This is a genomic window from Mesorhizobium sp. M0514 (assembly GCF_040321145.1).
Taxonomy (GTDB): Bacteria; Pseudomonadota; Alphaproteobacteria; order Rhizobiales; family Rhizobiaceae; genus Mesorhizobium.
Genome location: NZ_JAMYQZ010000013.1, coordinates 1 through 18713, shown reverse-complemented (window position 1 = coordinate 18713; position 18713 = coordinate 1). Strand labels below are relative to the sequence as shown.

Genomic DNA, 18713 nt, shown 5'->3' with positions numbered 1-18713 from the left:
CGAAGGGCCAACCGAGGACTTTGCATCTCTTGGTGTTGGAGTGCATCCAGCGCCTGTCCATCGACGGCTTCCGAAGCGCGACGTCATGGCCAGGGGCCCGACGCAACATTGCGCCTGAGTATCGGCCTGGAGGACGAAGGCGAGCTCTGGGGCGATATCAAGCGCCTCCTGGCAACAAGCATGGGATCAACGGGAACGAAAAGCGCGAGCGAAGGATCTCTCAAGGTCGTCCGCTGCGTCTGACGGCGTCCGCGATATAAATTTTTGCGCACTTAAGGTGATCAACATGCCGGATGTGGAAAATGTGCTCCGTGACATTGACGACAATTTTGAGGTTTCAGTCCGCAAACTTCTGGAGTTAATCTCTATCCCGTCGGTTTCGAACGAGATTTCGGGCGAACCAGAAATTCTTCGCGCGGCTCACTGGCTCAAGTCGGAGTTGTCAGCGATCGGGCTTTCCGCTGAGATCATCCAGACCAACGGTCACCCGGTTGTCCTCGCCAGTTCTCCCGCAGGCTCCATGATCGAGCGCCCACGTTTGCTGTTTTACGGACATTACGATGTGCAGCCGGTCGGCGACTTGAAACAATGGACGCATTCGCCGTTTGAGCCGCGCGTGATCGAGGAAGAAGATGGCGCTCATCGCTTTTATGGCCGAGGTGCATCGGACAGCAAAAGCCAGCTCTGGACGTTCATCGAGGCTCTCCGTGCATGGAAAAGTATCGAGTGCAGTTTTCCAGCCGACATCATCGTGATGCTGGAAGGGGAAGAGGAGTCGGGGTCGGCAAGTTTGCCTGCCTTCATCGAAGCGCATCGGCATGATCTTCAATGCGACGTCGCGTTCATCTGCGATGCAGAGATGTGGTCGCCCACCCAGCCAGCCATCACGACACGACTCAAGGGGCTGGTCCACGAGCGAGTGACCATCTCGGCGCCCAATCCCGATCTTCATTCAGGTCACTACGGTGCCGTAGCCGCGAACCCCATCCGCATACTGAGCAACATTCTGACAGACATTCATGACAAAGCTGGGCGAGTGCGCATTGAGGGGTTTTACGACGGAGTTCGCGAGATTCCGGATAATCTGCGTCGGCGATGGCGGGGGCTCGAACAAGACGCAGGCCGGTTTGAAGAGGTCAACCTGAGCGGGGGCATAACGGAAGAAGGATATACCACGCTGGAAGCAATGTGGGCACGCCCCACCGTCGACATGAACGGCATCACGGGGGGCAATCAAGGACCGGGCGGACGGTCAGTTTTGCCTGGAAGTGCAACAGCACGTCTCAGCTTCCGGCTCGTCGATGCACAGGAACCGGGGAAGATCCGTGCCGGGTTCAGGGCCTACGTTGAATCGAAGCTTCCGAATGGTTGCACTGTGGAATTTGAGGGTGATGACGGCAGTCCGGCGGTAGTCCTTTCGCACGACAGCCCTTTCGTAGCTGCCGCTGCGCACGGACTGGAACGCGAGTGGGAAACACCTGCCATTCTGAGAGGGACAGGTGGTGCGATACCCTTAGTCCACCAGCTAAGCGAGGTTCTTGGCGTTGAGTGCGTCGTCATCGGCTTCATCTTGCCCGGTGACGCCATCCATGCGCCAGACGAACACTACGATACGCGACGTCTACGAAAGGGCGTTCGCAGCTGGGTTAGGATCTTTGAAGAAATCCAACTGCGGATCGCAGGATAGACGCCGGAACGCGTGAAAGCGCCGGTAGCGGTCCTCCGCCGCCGGTTCTCAAAATGATCGCAGTGGGGCCTCAAACGGACTGGCCGTTTCGAGGCTCGGATTGGCAAGAGCGGACCTTCAAGGCGGCGACCCCCTGATGCTTGCGTGCTGCCCTCGAAGAACTGTAGCGCCATGTTTTTCGCGAAGCGATAAACACTACTCTTCTTTGTGACAAGGCGTGCTGTTACTGTCGCCGCAGCGTTCTAGCAAAGCGGAGGGGGCATGCGTGCATGGAATAGCAACGGGCCGATCGCGGTCACGGCGGTCGCTGGCACCTACGTGGTCACGCTGGGCTTCGACCTTGCCGAACTCGAGTGCGAGGGCCTGCTGGGCTTTTCTGTCCACCGGATCGATCACGAGGAAAACGGGGCCTATTTCCTCGAGGGCATGAAGTGTTTCGCCGAGACCGATCCCGGATTTCCGGCGGGCGCTACCTACCCCACCAATGAGCAGCCCATCCAGAGCTTCCAATGGGCCGACTACACAGCAAAACCCGGACACCGCTACACCTACACGATCACCGCGCTCAAAGGGGCGCCGCCCTCCCTCACCGCGTCGGCCGATGTCGCGGTGGAGGTAACGACGGAAGGCCCTGAGAATGGCGACCACGATGTCTACTTCAATCGCGGCGTGGCCGCCTCACAGGCTTACGTCGACCGTTTCGGCAATCGCCGGCCGGAACAGGTCCAGAATGGGCAAGCCTGGATCTGGCTGTCTCGAGGCCTCTATGAGGCTATGACCGCCTTCGTCGAGGCGGCGGTGCCCGGCACGCACACGCTGCGCGTCGCAGCCTACGAGTTTCACTACGAACCCTTCCTGAAATTGCTGAAGGACGCCATCAACCGCGGCGTGGATGTCAAAATCGTCTACGATGGCCGCAAGGCCAAGCCGGGGGACAATAACCGCGAGGCTATCGCCAAGGTCGACGAAAACGGCGGCGAGGCGCTCGCCGATCACTGCAAGGAGCGTAGGAGCAACAAGTCGTACATCTCCCACAACAAGTTCATCGTGAAGCTGGAGAACGGCGCTCCCGTGTCGGTCTGGACAGGCGGCACGAACTTTTCGGATGGCGGCATCTTCGGCCACTCCAACGTCGCGCACGTAGTCGAAGATCCCGATACGGCCGACCTCTATCTCAAATACTGGACGGCCCTGCGCGAGGATCCGACCAATGGCAAGCTCAACGATATCACGGAGGATCTGACGCCCCTTCCCGCCATGCCGCCGCCGAGCGGAACGAGCGTCATCTTCAGCCCGCGCTCCGACCTCACCGCGCTGCAGTGGTATGCAGACCTTGCCATGATTGGCCGCGAAGGCGTGTTCATGACATTTGCGTTCGGCATGCACGATCTGTTCAAGGACGTCTATCGCAACAGCGCGGCCCCGTTTCGTCTCGCCTTGCTCGAGAAGGCGACCCGACCGTTGAAGGAAGGCAGTCCGGAGCGCGAAGCGGAGGAGGAAGCTATCCAGCTCCTGCGCAACATGCCCGCGAATACCTTCGCCATCGGGTCGCTGATCGCCACCAACAAGATCGACGGCTGGGTCCAGGAGCACCTGTCCGGATTGAACCGCAATGTCAAATATGTGCACAACAAGTTCATGCTGGTCGACCCGATGTCGGACAAACCATGGTGGTCGCCGGCTCGGCGAACTTCAGCGACGCCTCGACTGACCAGAATGACGAGAACATGCTCGTCATCGTTGGCAACACGCGCGTCGCCGACATTTACCTCGGCGAGTTCATGCGCCTCTATTCCCATCACGCCTTTCGCGAGTCGCTGGCCTGGCGCGATCCCAGCGATCCACCCAAGCCTTTGCGGACCGATCGGTGGTGGTCGGACTACTTTGGAAACACGGAACGTTCGGTTCGCCGCCAATTCTTCGCCCGTCGATTCTAGGAGGTTCTCGTGACACATGCCCGGTTGGCCGCCGTTTCGGTCGCCATGCTCATCGCCTGTATCGGCCAGGTCTCGGCAGCCCAAATCCGCATCGCGAACTGGAACATCCAGACGCTGGTCTATGCCGGAGATCCCCACACCGTCTTCCCGGGCGACCACGTGCGCCAGCCAGGCGACTTCGCTGATTTGCGTGCATGGCGCGACAAGGTCGACGCGCCGGTCTTCTTCCTCCAGGAGGTGACAAGCCCCGCCGCGCTCGATGAGGTGTTTCCGGTCGTGAATGGGTGGGAACACTGCATCAGTGGCCAATTCGCCGAGGACGAGAAGCTGGCGCCGGGTCCGATCTGCACTAAGGCTGGGGGTTCCCTCGTCAAGCCGGCGGGAGAGACACGGACACAGTACACGGGCGTTGCGTGGCGCCCCTCGGCTGGAGTTTCCATCGACTCAGTCGTTGACGTTGCCGATCTGAATGTTCGCTCCGACGACCCTGACGGGATCCGCAACGTCAGATGGGGGCTCGACGTCACCCTTCACAGCGGAGGAACGGCACTGCGGGTGCTCATCGTTCATCTCAAGTCCGGCTGTTTCGACGATTTCATGGATTTCCGGTTCTTCACCGTCGATCCGGCCACCACGTCGCCCGAGCGCAACAGCTGCAACACGCTCGCGAGGCAGATGTACCCGCTTCACAAGTGGCTTCGCGCTCGGGAGGAGGCAGGCAATGCCTGGATGATCGTGGGCGATTTTAATCGTCGGCTCGACGCCGGCGCCGGGACGTTCCAGGATGAGATGTGGCAGGCGTTGTCGGCCTATTCCCCCGGCTCAAGCGGGATCGATCGAGACACCCGTCCGGACACCGAGTTGTTCCGCGCTCCCTACAAGAAATCGTCGCAGTGCTGGGCCGACATGGCCACCGCCTATCCCGCAACGCTCGCGGCGGCAGACAAATACAACATGGTTCCGATCGAATTCTTTGTCTTTGGGAAGAGAGCCGTTGAACTAGTCGCCCGAGGGACTGAGGAACAAATAGTGTGGACGCCCGCGACGCCCGCCGATCCAAAACGCCTCTCTGATCACTGTCCAGCACGAATGACACTCGATACGAATTAGAGCCGAGCAGACTCCTTGGTTTGTTCGTTCGAAGCGTGATCTCCCATGAGCCTAATTGGCGTCCGAACACTCGCTGCCGCCTTTTGACGCCACGGCATTGCTACGCGCTGCTCCCGGCGCCTGCCACTCGTTACATACTCGCACGTTCGGAGGCATGTCGAGGGCTGGACGGCTGCATGCTATCACGCGGCGCGAAATGTCCTTCCCCCAAGCCGGGAGAAATCTGATTTGTGCCTTGCGGAGTGTTTAGGGGCCGATTGCCAACCCGCCACATGCTCTCTGACCACCGGCACGGCGTAGTGCGGCAGGGCGACGTCCACGTCGGCGGTGCCCGGAAGGGAGCCGAAAGGACTTGTGCTGCTGCCGCCGTGTTAGCTGGATCTCAATCCCTTCAGAGGGCACCTAAGGGCTGACAGGGCTCCAGCGCGGAGAAAACTCAGGCCTGCTGCGCGATAGCTCGTGCCGCCGTCTCTAGGCTAGCACACGCTCCGTCAAAGTCCGCGAAAGCTCGGATTAAGGCGATACGCGTTCGCTCGGCCGAAAGCATGGCCTCGCTGACCGCCGGAGGAAATGACTGCGCAGTGTTGTCAAGATCCAATGAACTCAATTGTGCAACAACGAATTGGTTCTGTTTCCGGAACTGCCCTGTCCTTTGCGCCACCGCGAAGCAGGCTTGGCGCAAGGCTGGAGGAACAACATGTGGAACGTCCATTGCCGCAGTAAGTTCGAGACCCCGATCAGCAAGCGCTGCCAAATCCGGCAACGCTTCACCCCCGCGGCTCGGCAATGAAAGCGACAGCACCGACTGACCGTCAACCGGCACACAGCTGTTGAGATCGATCGCTCCACTCGGCTTAAGGTTACAGACATGGAGCCTGCCTCTAATAATGACTTGGACCTTTCCGCGATCGCCATCCGCACCAGCCATCTCGATGTCGGAAGCTGCGGCACTTCGTTTGCGGGGCTTCTTGGGTGCTTCGCTGTCCTGCGGCATTACGGGCTAATCCTCCCCGAATTGATTTGCGAGTTAATTTGCGAGGCGAGGGACGAGAATTGGCCGGCTGGCCCTAACGCGCTCGGATCAGTGAGATCGGCCGGTGCCATTGTGATCACCAGCTGCTGCACCCGGTCGCGTTGACCGAAAACCAATGGATTCTGTCCCGTACCAAACTCGACCAGCTTCCACACCGGCGCGACGCCGCCTGACGACACGATCAGAAACTTCACGTCGTGAGAGATTGTGTCGGCCTTGCCCCCGAATTTGGGGTGCACGGGGAACTTACTCGACGGGCCGTTGCTAACAGCAACATTCAGAGATGCAGATAGCCAATCCTCAATCTTGAGATTGCTTTTTACAAAAAGCGTCCCTCTGTAGGTTCCGCCGTACTCACAGCGTTCGAATTTCTTGCCGACAAAATCCTTGATCCTGTAGGTCATACTGACCTTGTCGATACGCGTCGCCTGATTCTTGTAGTTGCCGGACAGCCCAAGAGTAAACGTTTCGCTGTCGACGAGCGGGTGGAGTTTGCTGACAAATGAGGGAGTCGGATTAACACTGGATTGCTCATCCACCTGAAAAGTGAGCGCGACCTGTGCATTCCATTTGTTGAGAAAACCGTAGTCACCGGCCAATTGAGGGTTCTTATCTACCACGGTAGAGATGTTACTGACCGCGTGACCGAGCTCACAGGCGACGAGGGTCATGACCTCAGACTCCATCGCTTCGGCGTTGAGAGGGCTACCCCAGAATTCTTGAATATTCGGCGTTACCGTACGGCAAGCTGAGAGGCATGCTGCGGAAGCGATAAGGAAAGGAAGAGTTTTGAGTATTTTGAACATTGCCCCCGCCCATGATCGACGCCTTTTCAGTCATATACGCACGACTCCGCCACGCGGCCCGCGAAGTAAGCGACCACAGCAAGACTGGTATATCTAACTGCCGAATTGAAACCCCATCTTAGGCGAGGAGAGGCTCGGATGACTTGATAGTCAACACGTGTGCTTGACATTGACTGTGCGAGAATAACTTATGCACAGAAATTTGTGCTACGTCGTTCTTCAAGAACTGGAAATCAAGTATTGTGGGAAAGCGATGATTTTTTCCGGCCCCGCGACCCGCTCATCAAACTTCGGTGCTCATTCACATCAACGATGCCATTGTTCACCCAGCTGTACCGATGACCTGAACGAATGACAGCCTGCGGCATCAGCATTTGCGGTATTGAACGGCTGGTATGAAGCGCGTTACTGCCCGGCCGCTACTCGCCTCGTTGCGGTCGTTAGCCCTTCGCTCCGGCACGGAATGCTCCTGGCTTAAGCTACCACTCGAACGAGCATTCAATGCCGCATCGGGGGCCTCCGATCCCGACTGCATTCACGATGGCCAAAGCGGCTTCGCCCGCTCAATGCGATATCTTTTCTCGAACTCACGGAGCAACATTTTGAGCGTTGCCTCAAAAGCTCCCTGATCAAACATCATCGATTTCTTCGCCTCATGAAGGTAGCGCCAGTCGGTGAAGGCATCTTGGTGCTGATGCAGAATGTGACGAATGCCGTAGTCGATGTAGAACGCATTGGGATGATACGGGACCACTGACCTTTTGAACTCAGCGTCGAGTTTCTCTTGGCTTTCGGGCTTAAGGCGATCAAACAGCTTCATCAGGTTGTGCGATTTGACAACTCTTGGATCGTCGTGGTCGAAGACGAACCACGCTTTGAGTGCCAGCTCCATCGAAAGCGCCAAAAGCATCGGTTCAACACCGACGTGTTCGCGTTCGCTCAGGTCTGCATGCTCTCCGAATTCTCGACTTGGAAAGCTCTGAGTTTTTCGAAAGATCGCCTTTGCGGCTTCCCCGATCCTAATGGCAGTCGATAAGCGCGCACTCATTAAAGATCCATTGGTGGAAACTGGCTCTGGAACTTGACCTGAGATATTGCAAGTACGCAGTCGCTTAGGCTAGGTGGCAGGAATTACAACCTAGCGGCAAGTTAGAGTTGAGTTAACTGCCGGCGACCTGTTTTTCCTACCTCTTTGGGGCGCGAATGCTATCTGGTTGTGGTCCTGGTTATCTGAGCCAAGGTCTTTAAATTGTGGAGCATCCGCGCAAGCTTGCCGCGCTATATCAGATCGTCTACATTCAAATGCTGCGTCCGGCTAATGAGCAGACTGTCCGCCTTCAGGAACGACCGGAATGAGGCGCGAAGCGCTCGTTCGCGTCGCGGAAAACGTTCGTCGGCTTCGGGCTAGACTTTGCCGTTCCCCACCGATCTTTGCAGCACCAAGACAGGTCCATCACGCCCCACACCGTAGAAAATACCGCAAGTCTTCTGAGTGGGGGGAAAGGCGGTAGCGCTCTCCCGCTACCAACCCCCGACGGACCGACAGTGTCCCATTTTCAGGTCGCAGCCGCAGATTACAGCCCGAGCCGAACGCAGGCCTTCACTGCACCAGGAAAGTCCGCCTACGCATAAGGCATGTTGCATTCATGGCCTTGCAGAAAGGCGAAGCCGTGAGGCGATACTCGCCCACGCCTCGACCGGTCACGACACAGCGGATTGAGCGAGCGCTCGACCGCGTCGCCGAGATCATCGTGGCGCGAGGCGACCATGGTGAGGCATGGCTCCCGCTATACGACCATTTGGAACGCGCCCTGAAGGATCATCGAGCGAAGGAGGAACGCCTCGCCGCAGTGCGCCAGCGTGTCATACGATCCCAGGATCGAACGGCAACACGATCTTCATAAGTTCCTCCTGCCACATCTTCATGTCGCCACCCTCGCCGTATTTCGGACGGTCGATCGTGTGCCCCATCAGCATGCGCCGAAGCTCCTCGTCCAGCCTGCCGTTCTTCATGCGGTCTTCGAATGAATGGCGCAGTGAATAGACGGTGTGCTTCTCGGTCGGGAACAAATTGTAGCTCTTGAAGTGCTTGTTGAGCAGGGCCGACAGCGACGCCTCGCGATCCTTGTACCGCGGGAAGCCCTTGGGATGCTTTTTGAACACCTCAAGCGCCACGCCGACCAGCGGCACCTTGCGTACCGACGAAGCGGTCTTGATCTCTCGTGGATCGTCGGGATCGTCACGCGGCTCGACAGAAATATGTGGCACCTCATGATCAACATGGATGACACCGGCATGCAGGTTCGCGAGTTCGCTCGGTCTGGCTCCTGTCTCAGCGAAGGCAAGCACGATTCCTCGCGCCTCCTCATTGAGTGCTGCAAGGGCGCCAGGCGCAAATATCCTGTCGCGAATCCAGTCGGTCGGGAACGGCGGTCGACTGCGCTTCGACCTGTCGGTAAATGAAAGATCGGCGAACGGGTTTTTCTGTTCGGGGAAACCGAGATGGCGAAAGTAGTCCGCATAGAGGGTTCGAAGGTTGCCCATGTTTCGGTTGCCTGTCGATGCCGAACGGTCCGCTCTCCCTTTTTCGGGTGCAACTCGGTCCAGCCAATATTTGTGCACCGCTCGCGCATCGTCGCGTGTGATCTCGCTCATTGGCTTATCGGCGACCAGACCAATGAAGACATCGACGCTCATTTCGCGCTTTGCCTTCCAGCGCTTCTTTTGGTCAGGGCTTTTGGTGCGGATTTCGTCGCGAGCAATCTCGTTGAAATACAGCTTCAGCGCTTCCGATATCCTATCGTCAGGGCGGGCGACCGCGCCGCCGACCGCGTCGACTGATGGTGATCTGGCAGGCTCCCCTATTGTGCTCTCGACCCGCTGCAGGATCGTATCGAGCGGTTCGGCGACCAGTATCTCGGCGAGTGGCCGATAGATGAACCCCAGCGACTCGGCTCGCTTGATGGCTTGGCGGTATCGGACACGCGCCGCCTGTGGATTCTCGCCCAGCATCAACGAAGCCCACAACGCATTGTCGGCAGCCTCGTGGAGATCCCGGGCGGTACGCGCCTTTATGCGGTCGGTGGTGTCGAGGGCGCGGCGCACGAACATGCCACGCTCGTCGAGGTCCCTGACCTCCCTGGGCACCCGGCGGTAGTAATGGAAATGATCGCCCCTCAGTTGCAGGAAGCGGTCAGGATCATGCTCTTCGCGTCGTCTTCCCACGTTTCTAAAACACCATTTTATCACAATAGGTAACACAATAGGTAACACAATAGGTAACACAATAGGTAACACAAAATGAAAATGGTTGCAAGACCGATTGCTGGTGGCTGGAAATTATATAATAAATTCTAGTACTTAGCGGGAAATTCGATGGTACCGTTGGCTGGGATCGAACCAGCGACCTCCGGATCCACAATCCGGCGCTCTAACCATCTGAGCTACAACGGCACGTTCGCCTGAGCCAGATCGTGGTGAAAATTCATTCTCCGAGATCCGCTCTGTCGTTCGGCGATGCGTCCAATACGGTCTATCAGAGACTAATTCAAGGCCTTTGATAAGGCAAAGCCGGTCTCCCAACAGACGCCCGTTTCTTCGGCAAAAGAAAAAGGCCGGCGGGAGGAGGTGCCGGCCTTTTCCTGTTACGAGCCAGCGGGAGGAGGTGCTGGCTGGTCACCCCGGAGAGCAGAGGGAGGAGGTTCCACTCGCCGGGTATTCATTTGGACAACTCTATCGCACACCTATTTGTCTGACGAAATGCGACGTTTTGATGCATCGCAGAGTTGTGCGCAATTATTAGGCGGCCTTGATGTCCTTCAGGGCCTTCTCGAAAGCGGTCTTGACCGGCTTGGAGACGTCTTCGGCAGCCTTCGAAGCAACAGCCTGGAAGTCCTTGGCCTGCTCGACGGTGGTCTCGACGCGCTTGCGCAGGAAGGCGGTCTGCAGTTCGACCACTTCCGACAGCGACTTGGCGCCGATGAGGGCCTCGAGATGCGAGAAGCCGGCTTCGGCATTGGCGCGCAGAGCGGCGATCGTCTTGAGCGACAGGTCGCTGGAAACGGTCTTGGCAGTCTCGAAGGTCGATTCCAGGACTTTCTGGGTCTCTTCGGCGCCGGTCTTCAGCTTGGAGTAGGCTTCCTTCGACTGCTCGACGCCCTTTTCGGCGAAAGCGCGGATCTGGTCGGTTGCCTTGGAAGCGTCGAAGCTCGGGAATTCAACGTTTTCGAAGGTCTCAGCGGTCTTGGCCTTGGTCATTTTCCATCCTTTCGGGGTAGCGGCTTTGACAAAAAGCCGTCTCGTTCATGTATGATGGCAATATAGCGGTTTTTTTGTGCGATGCAATATCTTTGTTGCAGTGCACCATAATTTCTTCCCATGCGTTACCCCAAGAGGTTACCCAACGGCATTCCGAGGGGATGTTAACCAAGTGGCCAGAGATTCCACCTGCTTCCCGCCATGGCTTGTGGACCTTCGCCGCGCGGGCTTTTATTAACAAAGCGTTAACTGCAAATTGCCCGCCTTGTAGGTTCGCCAAGAGGGGTTCGCCAAGAGGTTTCACCGAAAGGGTCCGCCAAGCGCATGCCTTCCGAGAACTACTCTTTCCTCGATGTCGCCGTGCTTGATGCGGTTCGCCAGCGCTTCGCCGCCGGCGACGCGATCGCGATTCTGTCGGCCGACCTCGAACAGGTGATCTGGGCCAACGGCCCGGGCGCTGCGGTGTTCGGCTATCCCGACATCGAGGCCATCATCGGCGCCTCGGCACAGCTGCCGCTGATCGCCAGGCGTCAGATCATGGCGACCGCGGGCTTCCCGCAGATCGGCAGCGACCGCGCCATTACGGTACGGCTGGCGACCGGCATCACCAGCCGCGCCGTCGGCTTCCTGGCCAGTGCGGTGACTATGCCGGACGGCGAAAGCGCCATCATGCTGGTGGTGCCGGCAGCGCAGGCCGGCTCGCGCAGTGCTGCCGACATTGCGGCCCGCGCGATCAGCGGCTTTACCGAAGACGGCCATTTCATCGCCTTTGTCGACGCCGCCGGCACTGTCGAGGCGGCTTCGGATGGCTTTGGCGCGCTCGCCATCCGGCCTGAGACGCTGGCCGCGCTTGTCGCCGACGTGGCGAGCCAGGACGACCGCATCGTCAAGCGGCTGGTCCCCGGCGGCGCCACGTCCTATCCGGCCGGCTTCGCGCGCCTGACCGAGTCCAGGCATCTGCTGGTGGTCATCGACGAGGATCAGCTCGATGAGGAAAATCCTGTCGGCGAGCTGGATGCCGAACCTGCTGCAGCGCGGGTCGACGATGGCCCGGCGCAAGCCGCCGCGGAGAACGCGGTAACGGTGGATGCGGTGGCTGACCACCCCCCCGCAAGCGGGAATCAGGGCGCCCCACTCGCGGCCGCGCCTGATGTCGGGGAGACAGGTCCGGCTGCCACCGAGCATGATGCTTCGGCGTCAACCGATACAAAGGCGGACGATCGCGAGCAGACGACCGGCCGCGAGCAGGCGGCGAATGACAGCGCGCCGGCGCAACATGATCATTGGTACTTCCATGCCGGCGAAGAGCCGCAGGCGGGCGAGCCGGACAGCCCGGCGCAGGCCGAGCCGGACTCTGTTTCCCCGGCCGAGAGTGCGCAGTTGGACAGCAGTGCCGCTGCGCCCGCCCTGCCCTCTGACGCAGCCCCACCGGCTGCGCCTCCCGCCAAACGTGAGATCGACCGCTCGGCGCCGCCGCTGCGCTTCGTCTGGCGCACCGACGCCGAGGGCAAGTTCAGCGCGCTGTCGCCGGAATTCGGCGACATTGTCGGCAAAGCCGCCGCCGACGTGATCGGCCGCCGCTTCAAGGACGTCGCGACAATTTTCGGCCTCGACGCCTCGGGCGAGATCGCGGGCCTGCTTGAACGGCGCGACACCTGGTCGGGCCGCTCGGTACTGTGGCCGGTTGCCGGCTCCGACCTGAAGATACCGGTCGATCTGGCAGCACTGCCTGTCTATGGCCGCAGCCGCGCCTTCGAAGGTTTTCGTGGTTTCGGCGTCGCCCGCGCCGGCGATGCGGTGGTCGATCCGGAAGCAATCGGCATGGCGCTGGTCCCCAATGGCGCGCCAGCGGCAGCAGCCGAGCCGGCCCCGGAACAGCCCGTGGCGGAAGCTCCCAGGGCGGCCGATCCGTTCGAGGGCGAAGTGCCGGCGCTGACCATCGTGCCGAAGCAGGAACGTCGTTTTGCCGACAAGGTCATCCGGCTGGCCGAGCATCGGCAGCCCGCCAACGACAAGCAGCCGACAAGCGAGAGGGGCCTGTCGACGCTGGAGCGCAGCGCTTTCCGCGAAATCGGCGAGCGGCTGAAGAAGGACAATCCCCCGCCGGAGCAGCCGGAGACTGCCAAGCAGGCCGAACCGGCCAATCCGAATCAGGTAACGCCAGACCAGGCCAAGGCAGATGAGCTCAAGCCGGATCATGTCGAGGCGAACCAGGCTGAAACAGCCGCGCCAGCCCGGCGGCCCGCCGAGGTCTCGAGTCCGGGCGAAGCCGGCCCGGCTGCCGTGGCTGAACCATCGGCAACCGCACCCGAAAATGAAACGGCTGAGGCCAAACCGCCGGAAAGCGATGCCGAGGACGAAAAGGATCTCGCGCGGCTTGACGGCGAGCAGCCGGACGACGGCCTTGCGGACGGCGAAGCAGGCGAGGCGAAGGCGCCGACAGTGTCGCGCTCCCTGCTCGACTATGCCGATCCCGAACCAGGCTCCGTCACCGAAAACAGTACGGAAGCAACGTCGTCCAACGACGAACCTGCGCCGGCTTCCGAACCGGATGATACGCAAGCCCAAGAGAACGTCGAGGCCGCAGAGCCACAGCCGGTTGTTGCCGAGACGCCGGCCAATGCCGGTGAAGACGACAGCATGACGTCGGCCGATTTCCGCGATGCCGAGGACAATGAGGATTGGGCGCCGTCCGACGAGGCGACTGACTCGGCCGTGGAAGACGGGGACAAGGCCGGCGATGCGGACACAGTGCCGGCAGAACCACAGCGCCTGAAAGTGCCGCCGCTCAAGCTTGAGGGGTTCATGCCTTCGGCATTCTCGGCCGGAGATGAACACAAGGCCCCTGACACGTCGATCCTCGGCAAGCTGCCAGTGCCGCTGCTCATCCATTCGGGCGACGAGCTTCATTACGCCAATGAGGAATTCCTCGGCCTGACCGGCTATGACACGCTTGAGGACCTGAGCGACGCCGGCGGGCTCGACGCGCTGTTTGCCGACCCCTATTCAGAAACGGCCGGCGAAAGCGACCACACACTCAAACTGAAGACGCGCGAGGGCCAGGAATTTCCGATCGAAGCCATTTTGCGTTCGGTGCCGTGGCGCTCCGGCAAGGCGCTGATGCTGGTGGTGCGACGTACCGGCGATAACGAGCCGCCGATGGTTGCGCATCTCGCAGCCGAGGAGCAGACGCAGCCCGATGTCTCCGAACTCAAAGCGCGCATTGCCGAGATGCGCACCATCATCGACACCGCGACCGATGGTGTGGTGTTGATCGGCCGCGACGGCGACATCCGCTCGATCAGCCGGCCGGCCGAGGCGCTGTTCGGCTTCGACAGCGACGACGTCACCGGCAAACCGTTCGCCTCGCTGTTTGCCATCGAAAGCCAGCGCGCGGCCCGCGACTATCTGAACGGCCTGTCCGAGCCCGGCGTGGCGAGTGTGATGAACGATGGCCGCGAGGTGATCGGGCGCGAGGCGCAAGGGCGCTTCATCCCGCTGTTCATGACCATCGGCAGGCTGCCCAATGACAGCGGCTTCTGCGCCGTGGTGCGCGACATCACGCAGTGGAAGCGGGCCGAAGAGGATCTGACCCAGGCGCGCGCGGTGGCCGAGCGCGCCTCCTCGCAGAAGACCGATTTCCTCGCCCGCATCAGCCACGAGATCCGCACGCCGCTCAACGCCATTATCGGCTTTTCCGAGCTGATGGTGGACGAGAAGTTCGGCCCGGTAGCCAATGACCGCTACCGCGACTATCTCAGAGACATCAACCGCTCGGGCAACCATGTGCTCGATCTCGTCAATGACCTCCTCGACATTTCGAAGATCGAGGCCGGCCAGCAGGAAATGGACTACGAGGCGGTGTCGCTCAACGATACGCTGGCCGAGACGGTGGCGATGATGCAGCCGCAGGCCAACCGCGAGCGTGTCATCATCCGCTCCAGCTTCGCCTCGCGACTGCCGGAAGTCGTCGCCGACCTCAGAAGCGTGCGCCAGATCGCGCTCAACATCCTGTCCAATGCCATTCGCTATACGCAAGCCGGCGGACAGGTGATCGTGTCGACCGCCTATGAAACCTCCGGCGACGTTGTCATGCGGGTGCGCGATACCGGCATTGGCATGAGCCATGCCGAGATCGAGCAGGCGCTGAAGCCGTTCAAGCAGATCAATGCGCTGAAGCGCGGGCGTGGCGACGGCACCGGTCTCGGCCTGCCGCTGACCAAGGCGATGGTGGAAGCCAACCGCGCCCGCTTCACCATCACCTCGACGCCGGGCGAAGGGACGCTGGTCGAGGTCGCCTTCCCGTCGACGCGGGTGCTGGCCGAATAGGCCGGCGATTTCCGGGCGAGAATCCCGGACAAAGAAAAGGCGTCCAACAGGACGCCTTAAATGGGATTTGCTGTCACAACGGGGCTTGAGCGAATCTGATCCTCAGGGGACGAGGAACGGGATTTCTCCCTCAAGTTACGTGCGACTATCGACGCCGGGCCTTAACAACTCCTTACCGGCCGTCCAAAAAATTTACGAATGTGTACCACTCATGAAATCTAGGTAAATTCGACCGACATATCTGGTTAACCATCCCGGCCGCGTCACTCAGCCAGCTGCGGCAGGTTCCTGAACAGCTCCAGCGCCTCTGGATTGGCCAACGCTTCCTTGTTCTTGATGGCGCGGCCATGCACCACGTCGCGCACTGCAAGCTCGGTGATCTTGCCCGATTTGGTGCGCGGAATGTCGCTGACGGCGACGATCCTTGCCGGCACGTGGCGCGGGCTGGCGCCGCTGCGGATCTTGGAACGAATGCGCTTTTCCAGATTCTCGTCCAGCGTCACGCCGGCGGCCAGCCGCACGAACAGCACGACGCGGACGTCATTGTCGAAATCCTGACCGATGCACAGCGCCTCAAGGATCTCCGGCATCTGTTCGACCTGATTGTAGATCTCCGCCGTGCCGATGCGCACACCGCCCGGATTGAGCGTCGCGTCGGAACGGCCGTGGATGATCATGCCGCCATGCGCGGTCCATTCGGCGAAGTCGCCGTGGCACCAAACATTGTCGAAGCGCTCGAAATAGGCGGCCTGGTATTTCTTGCCCTCAGGATCGTTCCAGAAGCCGATCGGCATCGACGGGAACGCTTTTGTGCAGACCAGCTCACCCTTTTGCTCGCGGATCGGCTTGCCGTCATCGTCCCATACATCGACGGCAAGGCCGAGGCCGGGACCCTGGATCTCGCCGGTCCAGACCGGTTGCGTCGGTACGCCGAGCACGAAACAGGAGACGATGTCGGTGCCGCCGGAAACCGAGGCCAGATGCACGTCCTTCTTGATGCCGTCATAGACGAAGCGGAAGTCCTCCGGCGACAGCGGTGAGCCGGTGGAGGAAATCGCCCGCACGGACGACAGATCATGGCTGCGGATCGGCTTGAGCCCGGCCTTGCGTACGGAATCGATGAATTTGGCCGAGGTGCCGAAAAAGGTCATCTTCTCGGCATCTGCGAAGCTGAACAGCACATTGCCGTCGGGGTGGAAGGGCGAGCCGTCATAGAGCAGCAGCGTGGCGCCCGAGGCCAGGCCCGACACCAGCCAGTTCCACATCATCCAGCCGCAGGTGGTGAAGTAGAAGAAGCGGTCGCCTTCGATGAGTCCGGCATGCAGCCGGTGTTCCTTGACATGCTGGACCAGCGTGCCGCCGGCCGAATGGACGATGCATTTGGGAATGCCAGTGGTACCTGACGAGAACAGGATGTAGAGCGGATGCGCGAACGGCAGCCGCTCGAACGTGACCGCTTTGGCGGTAAAGGGTAACACCGCCTCTTCGAGCGCCACGGCCTTGTCGATGATCGCTGCGATATCGCGCGAGGTACCGAGATAGTCGACGATCAGGACCTTGCGGACGGTTTCGAGCTTCGCCGCAACGGCAGCGATCTTGTCGGCTACCTCGATTGCCTTGCCATTGTACCAATAGCCGTCCGGCGCAATGAATATGACCGGCTCGATCTGGCCGAAACGGTCGAGCACGCCCTGCTCGCCGAAATCGGGGGAACAGGACGACCAGACCGCGCCGATCGAGGCGGCCCCCAGCATGGCGGCGACGGTTTCCGGCATGTTGGGCATCATCGCCGCGATGCGGTCGCCCTTTTTTACCTTGAGCGACAGGAAAAGCTGCTGAAAGCGCGAAGTCAGCTGGTGCAGTTCGTTCCACGACAGCCGCCGCTCGATCTTGCCCTCGCCGCGAAAGACGATCGCGTCACCGGAACCGGTCTTCTTCAGCAGGTTCTCGGCGAAGTTCAGCGTCGCTTCGGGAAAGAACGATGCGCCGCGCATCTTGTCGCCATCGACGAGCACGGTCTCGCCCGCATCGGTCCCTTTGTCGCCGACAATGCCGCAAAAGTCCCACAGCAGGCTCCAGAAGCCTTCGCGATCCTCGACCGACCAGCGGTGCAGTTCGGCGTAGGAGGTGAAGGATGTGCCGCTTTTGGCCGCTGCTGCCTTCATGAACGCGGTCAGTGGTGCTGCGTTGATCTGGTCTTGCGTCGGGGTCCAGAGCGGTGCTTCGGCAGCCATTATCGATCCTCCTTGAAGCCCGTCGCGTCGCAAGATAGATATGCTTTTGTTTTGATGCACGTCGTTGTCCCGGAACCGCTGCACTCTTCCGGGCGACATGCACTAGCCTCAGCTTTACAGGCGCCGCTGTCCCAAAAACGCCGCGCCTCGTAACAGGCTGAAGCTGCATCGCTTATGCCTACCACCGTGCGGCAGAGCAAGATTTTGTTCCGCTAAACTCGGCCATATGTGCGCAATTGCCATCGCCGGGCCATAAAGACTTGAAATGCCTCAGCCCTAAGTCGTAGTGACGGCTGGAAGGCGTGGTGACGACTGGCGGTTACACCCGTCAGGCGTTTATCGGAATGAAAGCAACCGGGGCAATATGCCATCACCTTTGATCCGGCGCGGAATATGGGCGATCGGCGTTGCCGTGCTCGTCATCGCGCTGGTCGTCGCCGCTCTGCCGCTGTTTGCCTCGACCCGGATCGTGCGCGATCGCATTGCCTGGGAGATGAGCGCGTGGAGCGGATTCAGGGTCACCATCGCCGGTTCGCCGCGCATCGAGGTGTGGCCGAAGTTCCGCGCCATATTGAGCGACGTCACGCTGTCGCAGTGGACCGAGACCGACGCGCCGCCGGTGATCGAGGCCGAACGGGTCGAGGTCGACCTTTCGGCCATGGCGGCGCTGCAGGGCGATGTGGTGTTTTCGACGGCGCGGCTGGTGCGGCCGACGATCCGGGTCCAGCGCGCCGCAAACGGCATATTCCTGCCCGCCATGCCAACGGGCGGACGCATCACCCGCTCCATCGACACGGCGCGCGGCGTGGTCAACGCCGATCCGACGAAGCCGGATCTGAGCAAGCTGCCCGCCGATCCGTTCGGCACCGTGGAATTCAGGGACGGCCGTATGGTCGCCTCCGTCGGCGGCAAGGACGTCGAATTGCTGACCAGCCTGTCCGGCCAGGCGAGCTGGGCAGCGATGAACAGCAACGCGACCTTGTCGGCGACCGGAATCTGGCGCGGCGAGAGCGTCACCGTCGATGCCGCCTCGCCCAAGCCGCTGGTGCTGTTTGCCGGCGGCGCCGCACCGGTCACATTTTCGTTCAAGGCAGCGCCGGCCAGCTTCTCGTTCGACGGCACGGCCAGCATGTCGCAAAACGCCTATTTCGATGGCCAGGCGAAATTCGCCGCGCCCTCGCTGCGGCGCGTGCTGGAATGGTCGCAGGCCGGCATTGCTCCTGGTACGGCGATCGGTTCGGTCTCGATTTCGAGCAAGATCACGGCGACCGCCGGCCGCGTCAAATTCGAAAACACCGCGGTGACGCTCGACAACAACCC

11 protein-coding genes and 1 tRNA gene are annotated in these 18713 nt (G+C 60.5%); 5 read left to right on the top strand and 7 right to left on the bottom strand.

Annotated elements, in window-relative coordinates; all coding sequences use genetic code 11:
- The first annotated feature begins 286 nt into the window (after positions 1-286).
- From NKI61_RS08120 to NKI61_RS08110, 3 genes are all read left to right on the top strand, one after another.
- Positions 287-1687 carry a M20/M25/M40 family metallo-hydrolase gene (locus tag NKI61_RS08120; RefSeq protein ID WP_352815041.1) on the top strand — a complete coding sequence of 467 codons (1401 nt, stop codon included), beginning with the start codon at positions 287-289 and terminating at the stop codon, positions 1685-1687.
- 318 nt (positions 1688-2005) lie between these two features.
- Entirely contained in the window at positions 2006-3637 is a 1632-nt protein-coding gene (locus tag NKI61_RS08115) for a phospholipase D-like domain-containing protein (protein ID WP_352839140.1), read from the top strand.
- Positions 3634-4734 carry a hypothetical protein gene (locus tag NKI61_RS08110; protein WP_352815038.1) on the top strand — a complete coding sequence of 367 codons (1101 nt, stop codon included), beginning with the start codon at positions 3634-3636 and terminating at the stop codon, positions 4732-4734. The genes NKI61_RS08115 and NKI61_RS08110 overlap by 4 nt, the downstream gene beginning before the upstream one ends.
- Positions 4735-5170: 436 nt before the next feature.
- On the opposite strand, the gene NKI61_RS08105 is transcribed toward NKI61_RS08110, so the two are convergent.
- From NKI61_RS08105 to NKI61_RS08080, 6 genes are all read right to left on the bottom strand, one after another.
- The gene (locus NKI61_RS08105) at positions 5171-5728 is read right to left on the bottom strand and encodes a hypothetical protein (RefSeq protein ID WP_352839139.1); all 558 of its coding nucleotides are present in this window, start codon (positions 5726-5728) and stop codon (positions 5171-5173) included.
- Positions 5728-6438, bottom strand: coding sequence for a hypothetical protein (locus NKI61_RS08100; protein WP_352839138.1), 711 nt, complete (start codon positions 6436-6438; stop codon positions 5728-5730). Before NKI61_RS08100 ends, NKI61_RS08105 begins: the two co-directional genes overlap by 1 nt.
- Positions 6439-7108: 670 nt before the next feature.
- Positions 7109-7621, bottom strand: coding sequence for a hypothetical protein (locus NKI61_RS08095; protein ID WP_352839137.1), 513 nt, complete (start codon positions 7619-7621; stop codon positions 7109-7111).
- Between the two features lie 815 nt (positions 7622-8436).
- A complete protein-coding gene (locus tag NKI61_RS08090; protein ID WP_023807830.1) occupies positions 8437-9798 on the bottom strand; it encodes a site-specific integrase in 1362 nt (453 codons plus the stop codon).
- Positions 9799-9949: 151 nt separating this feature from the next.
- Positions 9950-10026, bottom strand: a tRNA-His gene (locus tag NKI61_RS08085).
- Positions 10027-10371: 345 nt separating this feature from the next.
- Entirely contained in the window at positions 10372-10830 is a 459-nt protein-coding gene (locus NKI61_RS08080) for a phasin (RefSeq protein ID WP_023715623.1), read from the bottom strand.
- Positions 10831-11154: 324 nt separating this feature from the next.
- Here NKI61_RS08080 and NKI61_RS08075 point away from each other — a divergent pair, with 324 nt between their 5' ends.
- The gene (locus NKI61_RS08075) at positions 11155-15159 is read left to right on the top strand and encodes a PAS domain S-box protein (protein ID WP_023715622.1); all 4005 of its coding nucleotides are present in this window, start codon (positions 11155-11157) and stop codon (positions 15157-15159) included.
- Between the two features lie 263 nt (positions 15160-15422).
- Here the strand turns inward: NKI61_RS08075 and NKI61_RS08070 are convergent, their stop codons facing one another.
- Entirely contained in the window at positions 15423-17393 is a 1971-nt protein-coding gene (locus tag NKI61_RS08070; protein WP_352839136.1) for an acetoacetate--CoA ligase, read from the bottom strand.
- Between the two features lie 364 nt (positions 17394-17757).
- Here NKI61_RS08070 and NKI61_RS08065 point away from each other — a divergent pair.
- The coding region (locus NKI61_RS08065; RefSeq protein WP_352839135.1) for an AsmA family protein at positions 17758-18713 on the top strand (956 nt) is incomplete at its 3' end.

What these genes read in the sequence shown, in the direction of transcription:
- NKI61_RS08120 (WP_352815041.1), top strand. Translation starts at nt 287, where the DNA reads ATGCCGGATGTGGAAAATGTGCTCCGTGACATTGACGACAATTTTGAG.
- NKI61_RS08105 (WP_352839139.1), bottom strand. Translation starts at nt 5,728, where the DNA reads ATGCCGCAGGACAGCGAAGCACCCAAGAAGCCCCGCAAACGAAGTGCC.
- NKI61_RS08100 (WP_352839138.1), bottom strand. Translation starts at nt 6,438, where the DNA reads ATGACCCTCGTCGCCTGTGAGCTCGGTCACGCGGTCAGTAACATCTCT.
- NKI61_RS08095 (WP_352839137.1), bottom strand. Translation starts at nt 7,621, where the DNA reads ATGAGTGCGCGCTTATCGACTGCCATTAGGATCGGGGAAGCCGCAAAG.
- NKI61_RS08080 (WP_023715623.1), bottom strand. Translation starts at nt 10,830, where the DNA reads ATGACCAAGGCCAAGACCGCTGAGACCTTCGAAAACGTTGAATTCCCG.
- NKI61_RS08075 (WP_023715622.1), top strand. Translation starts at nt 11,155, where the DNA reads ATGCCTTCCGAGAACTACTCTTTCCTCGATGTCGCCGTGCTTGATGCG.
- NKI61_RS08070 (WP_352839136.1), bottom strand. Translation starts at nt 17,393, where the DNA reads ATGGCTGCCGAAGCACCGCTCTGGACCCCGACGCAAGACCAGATCAAC.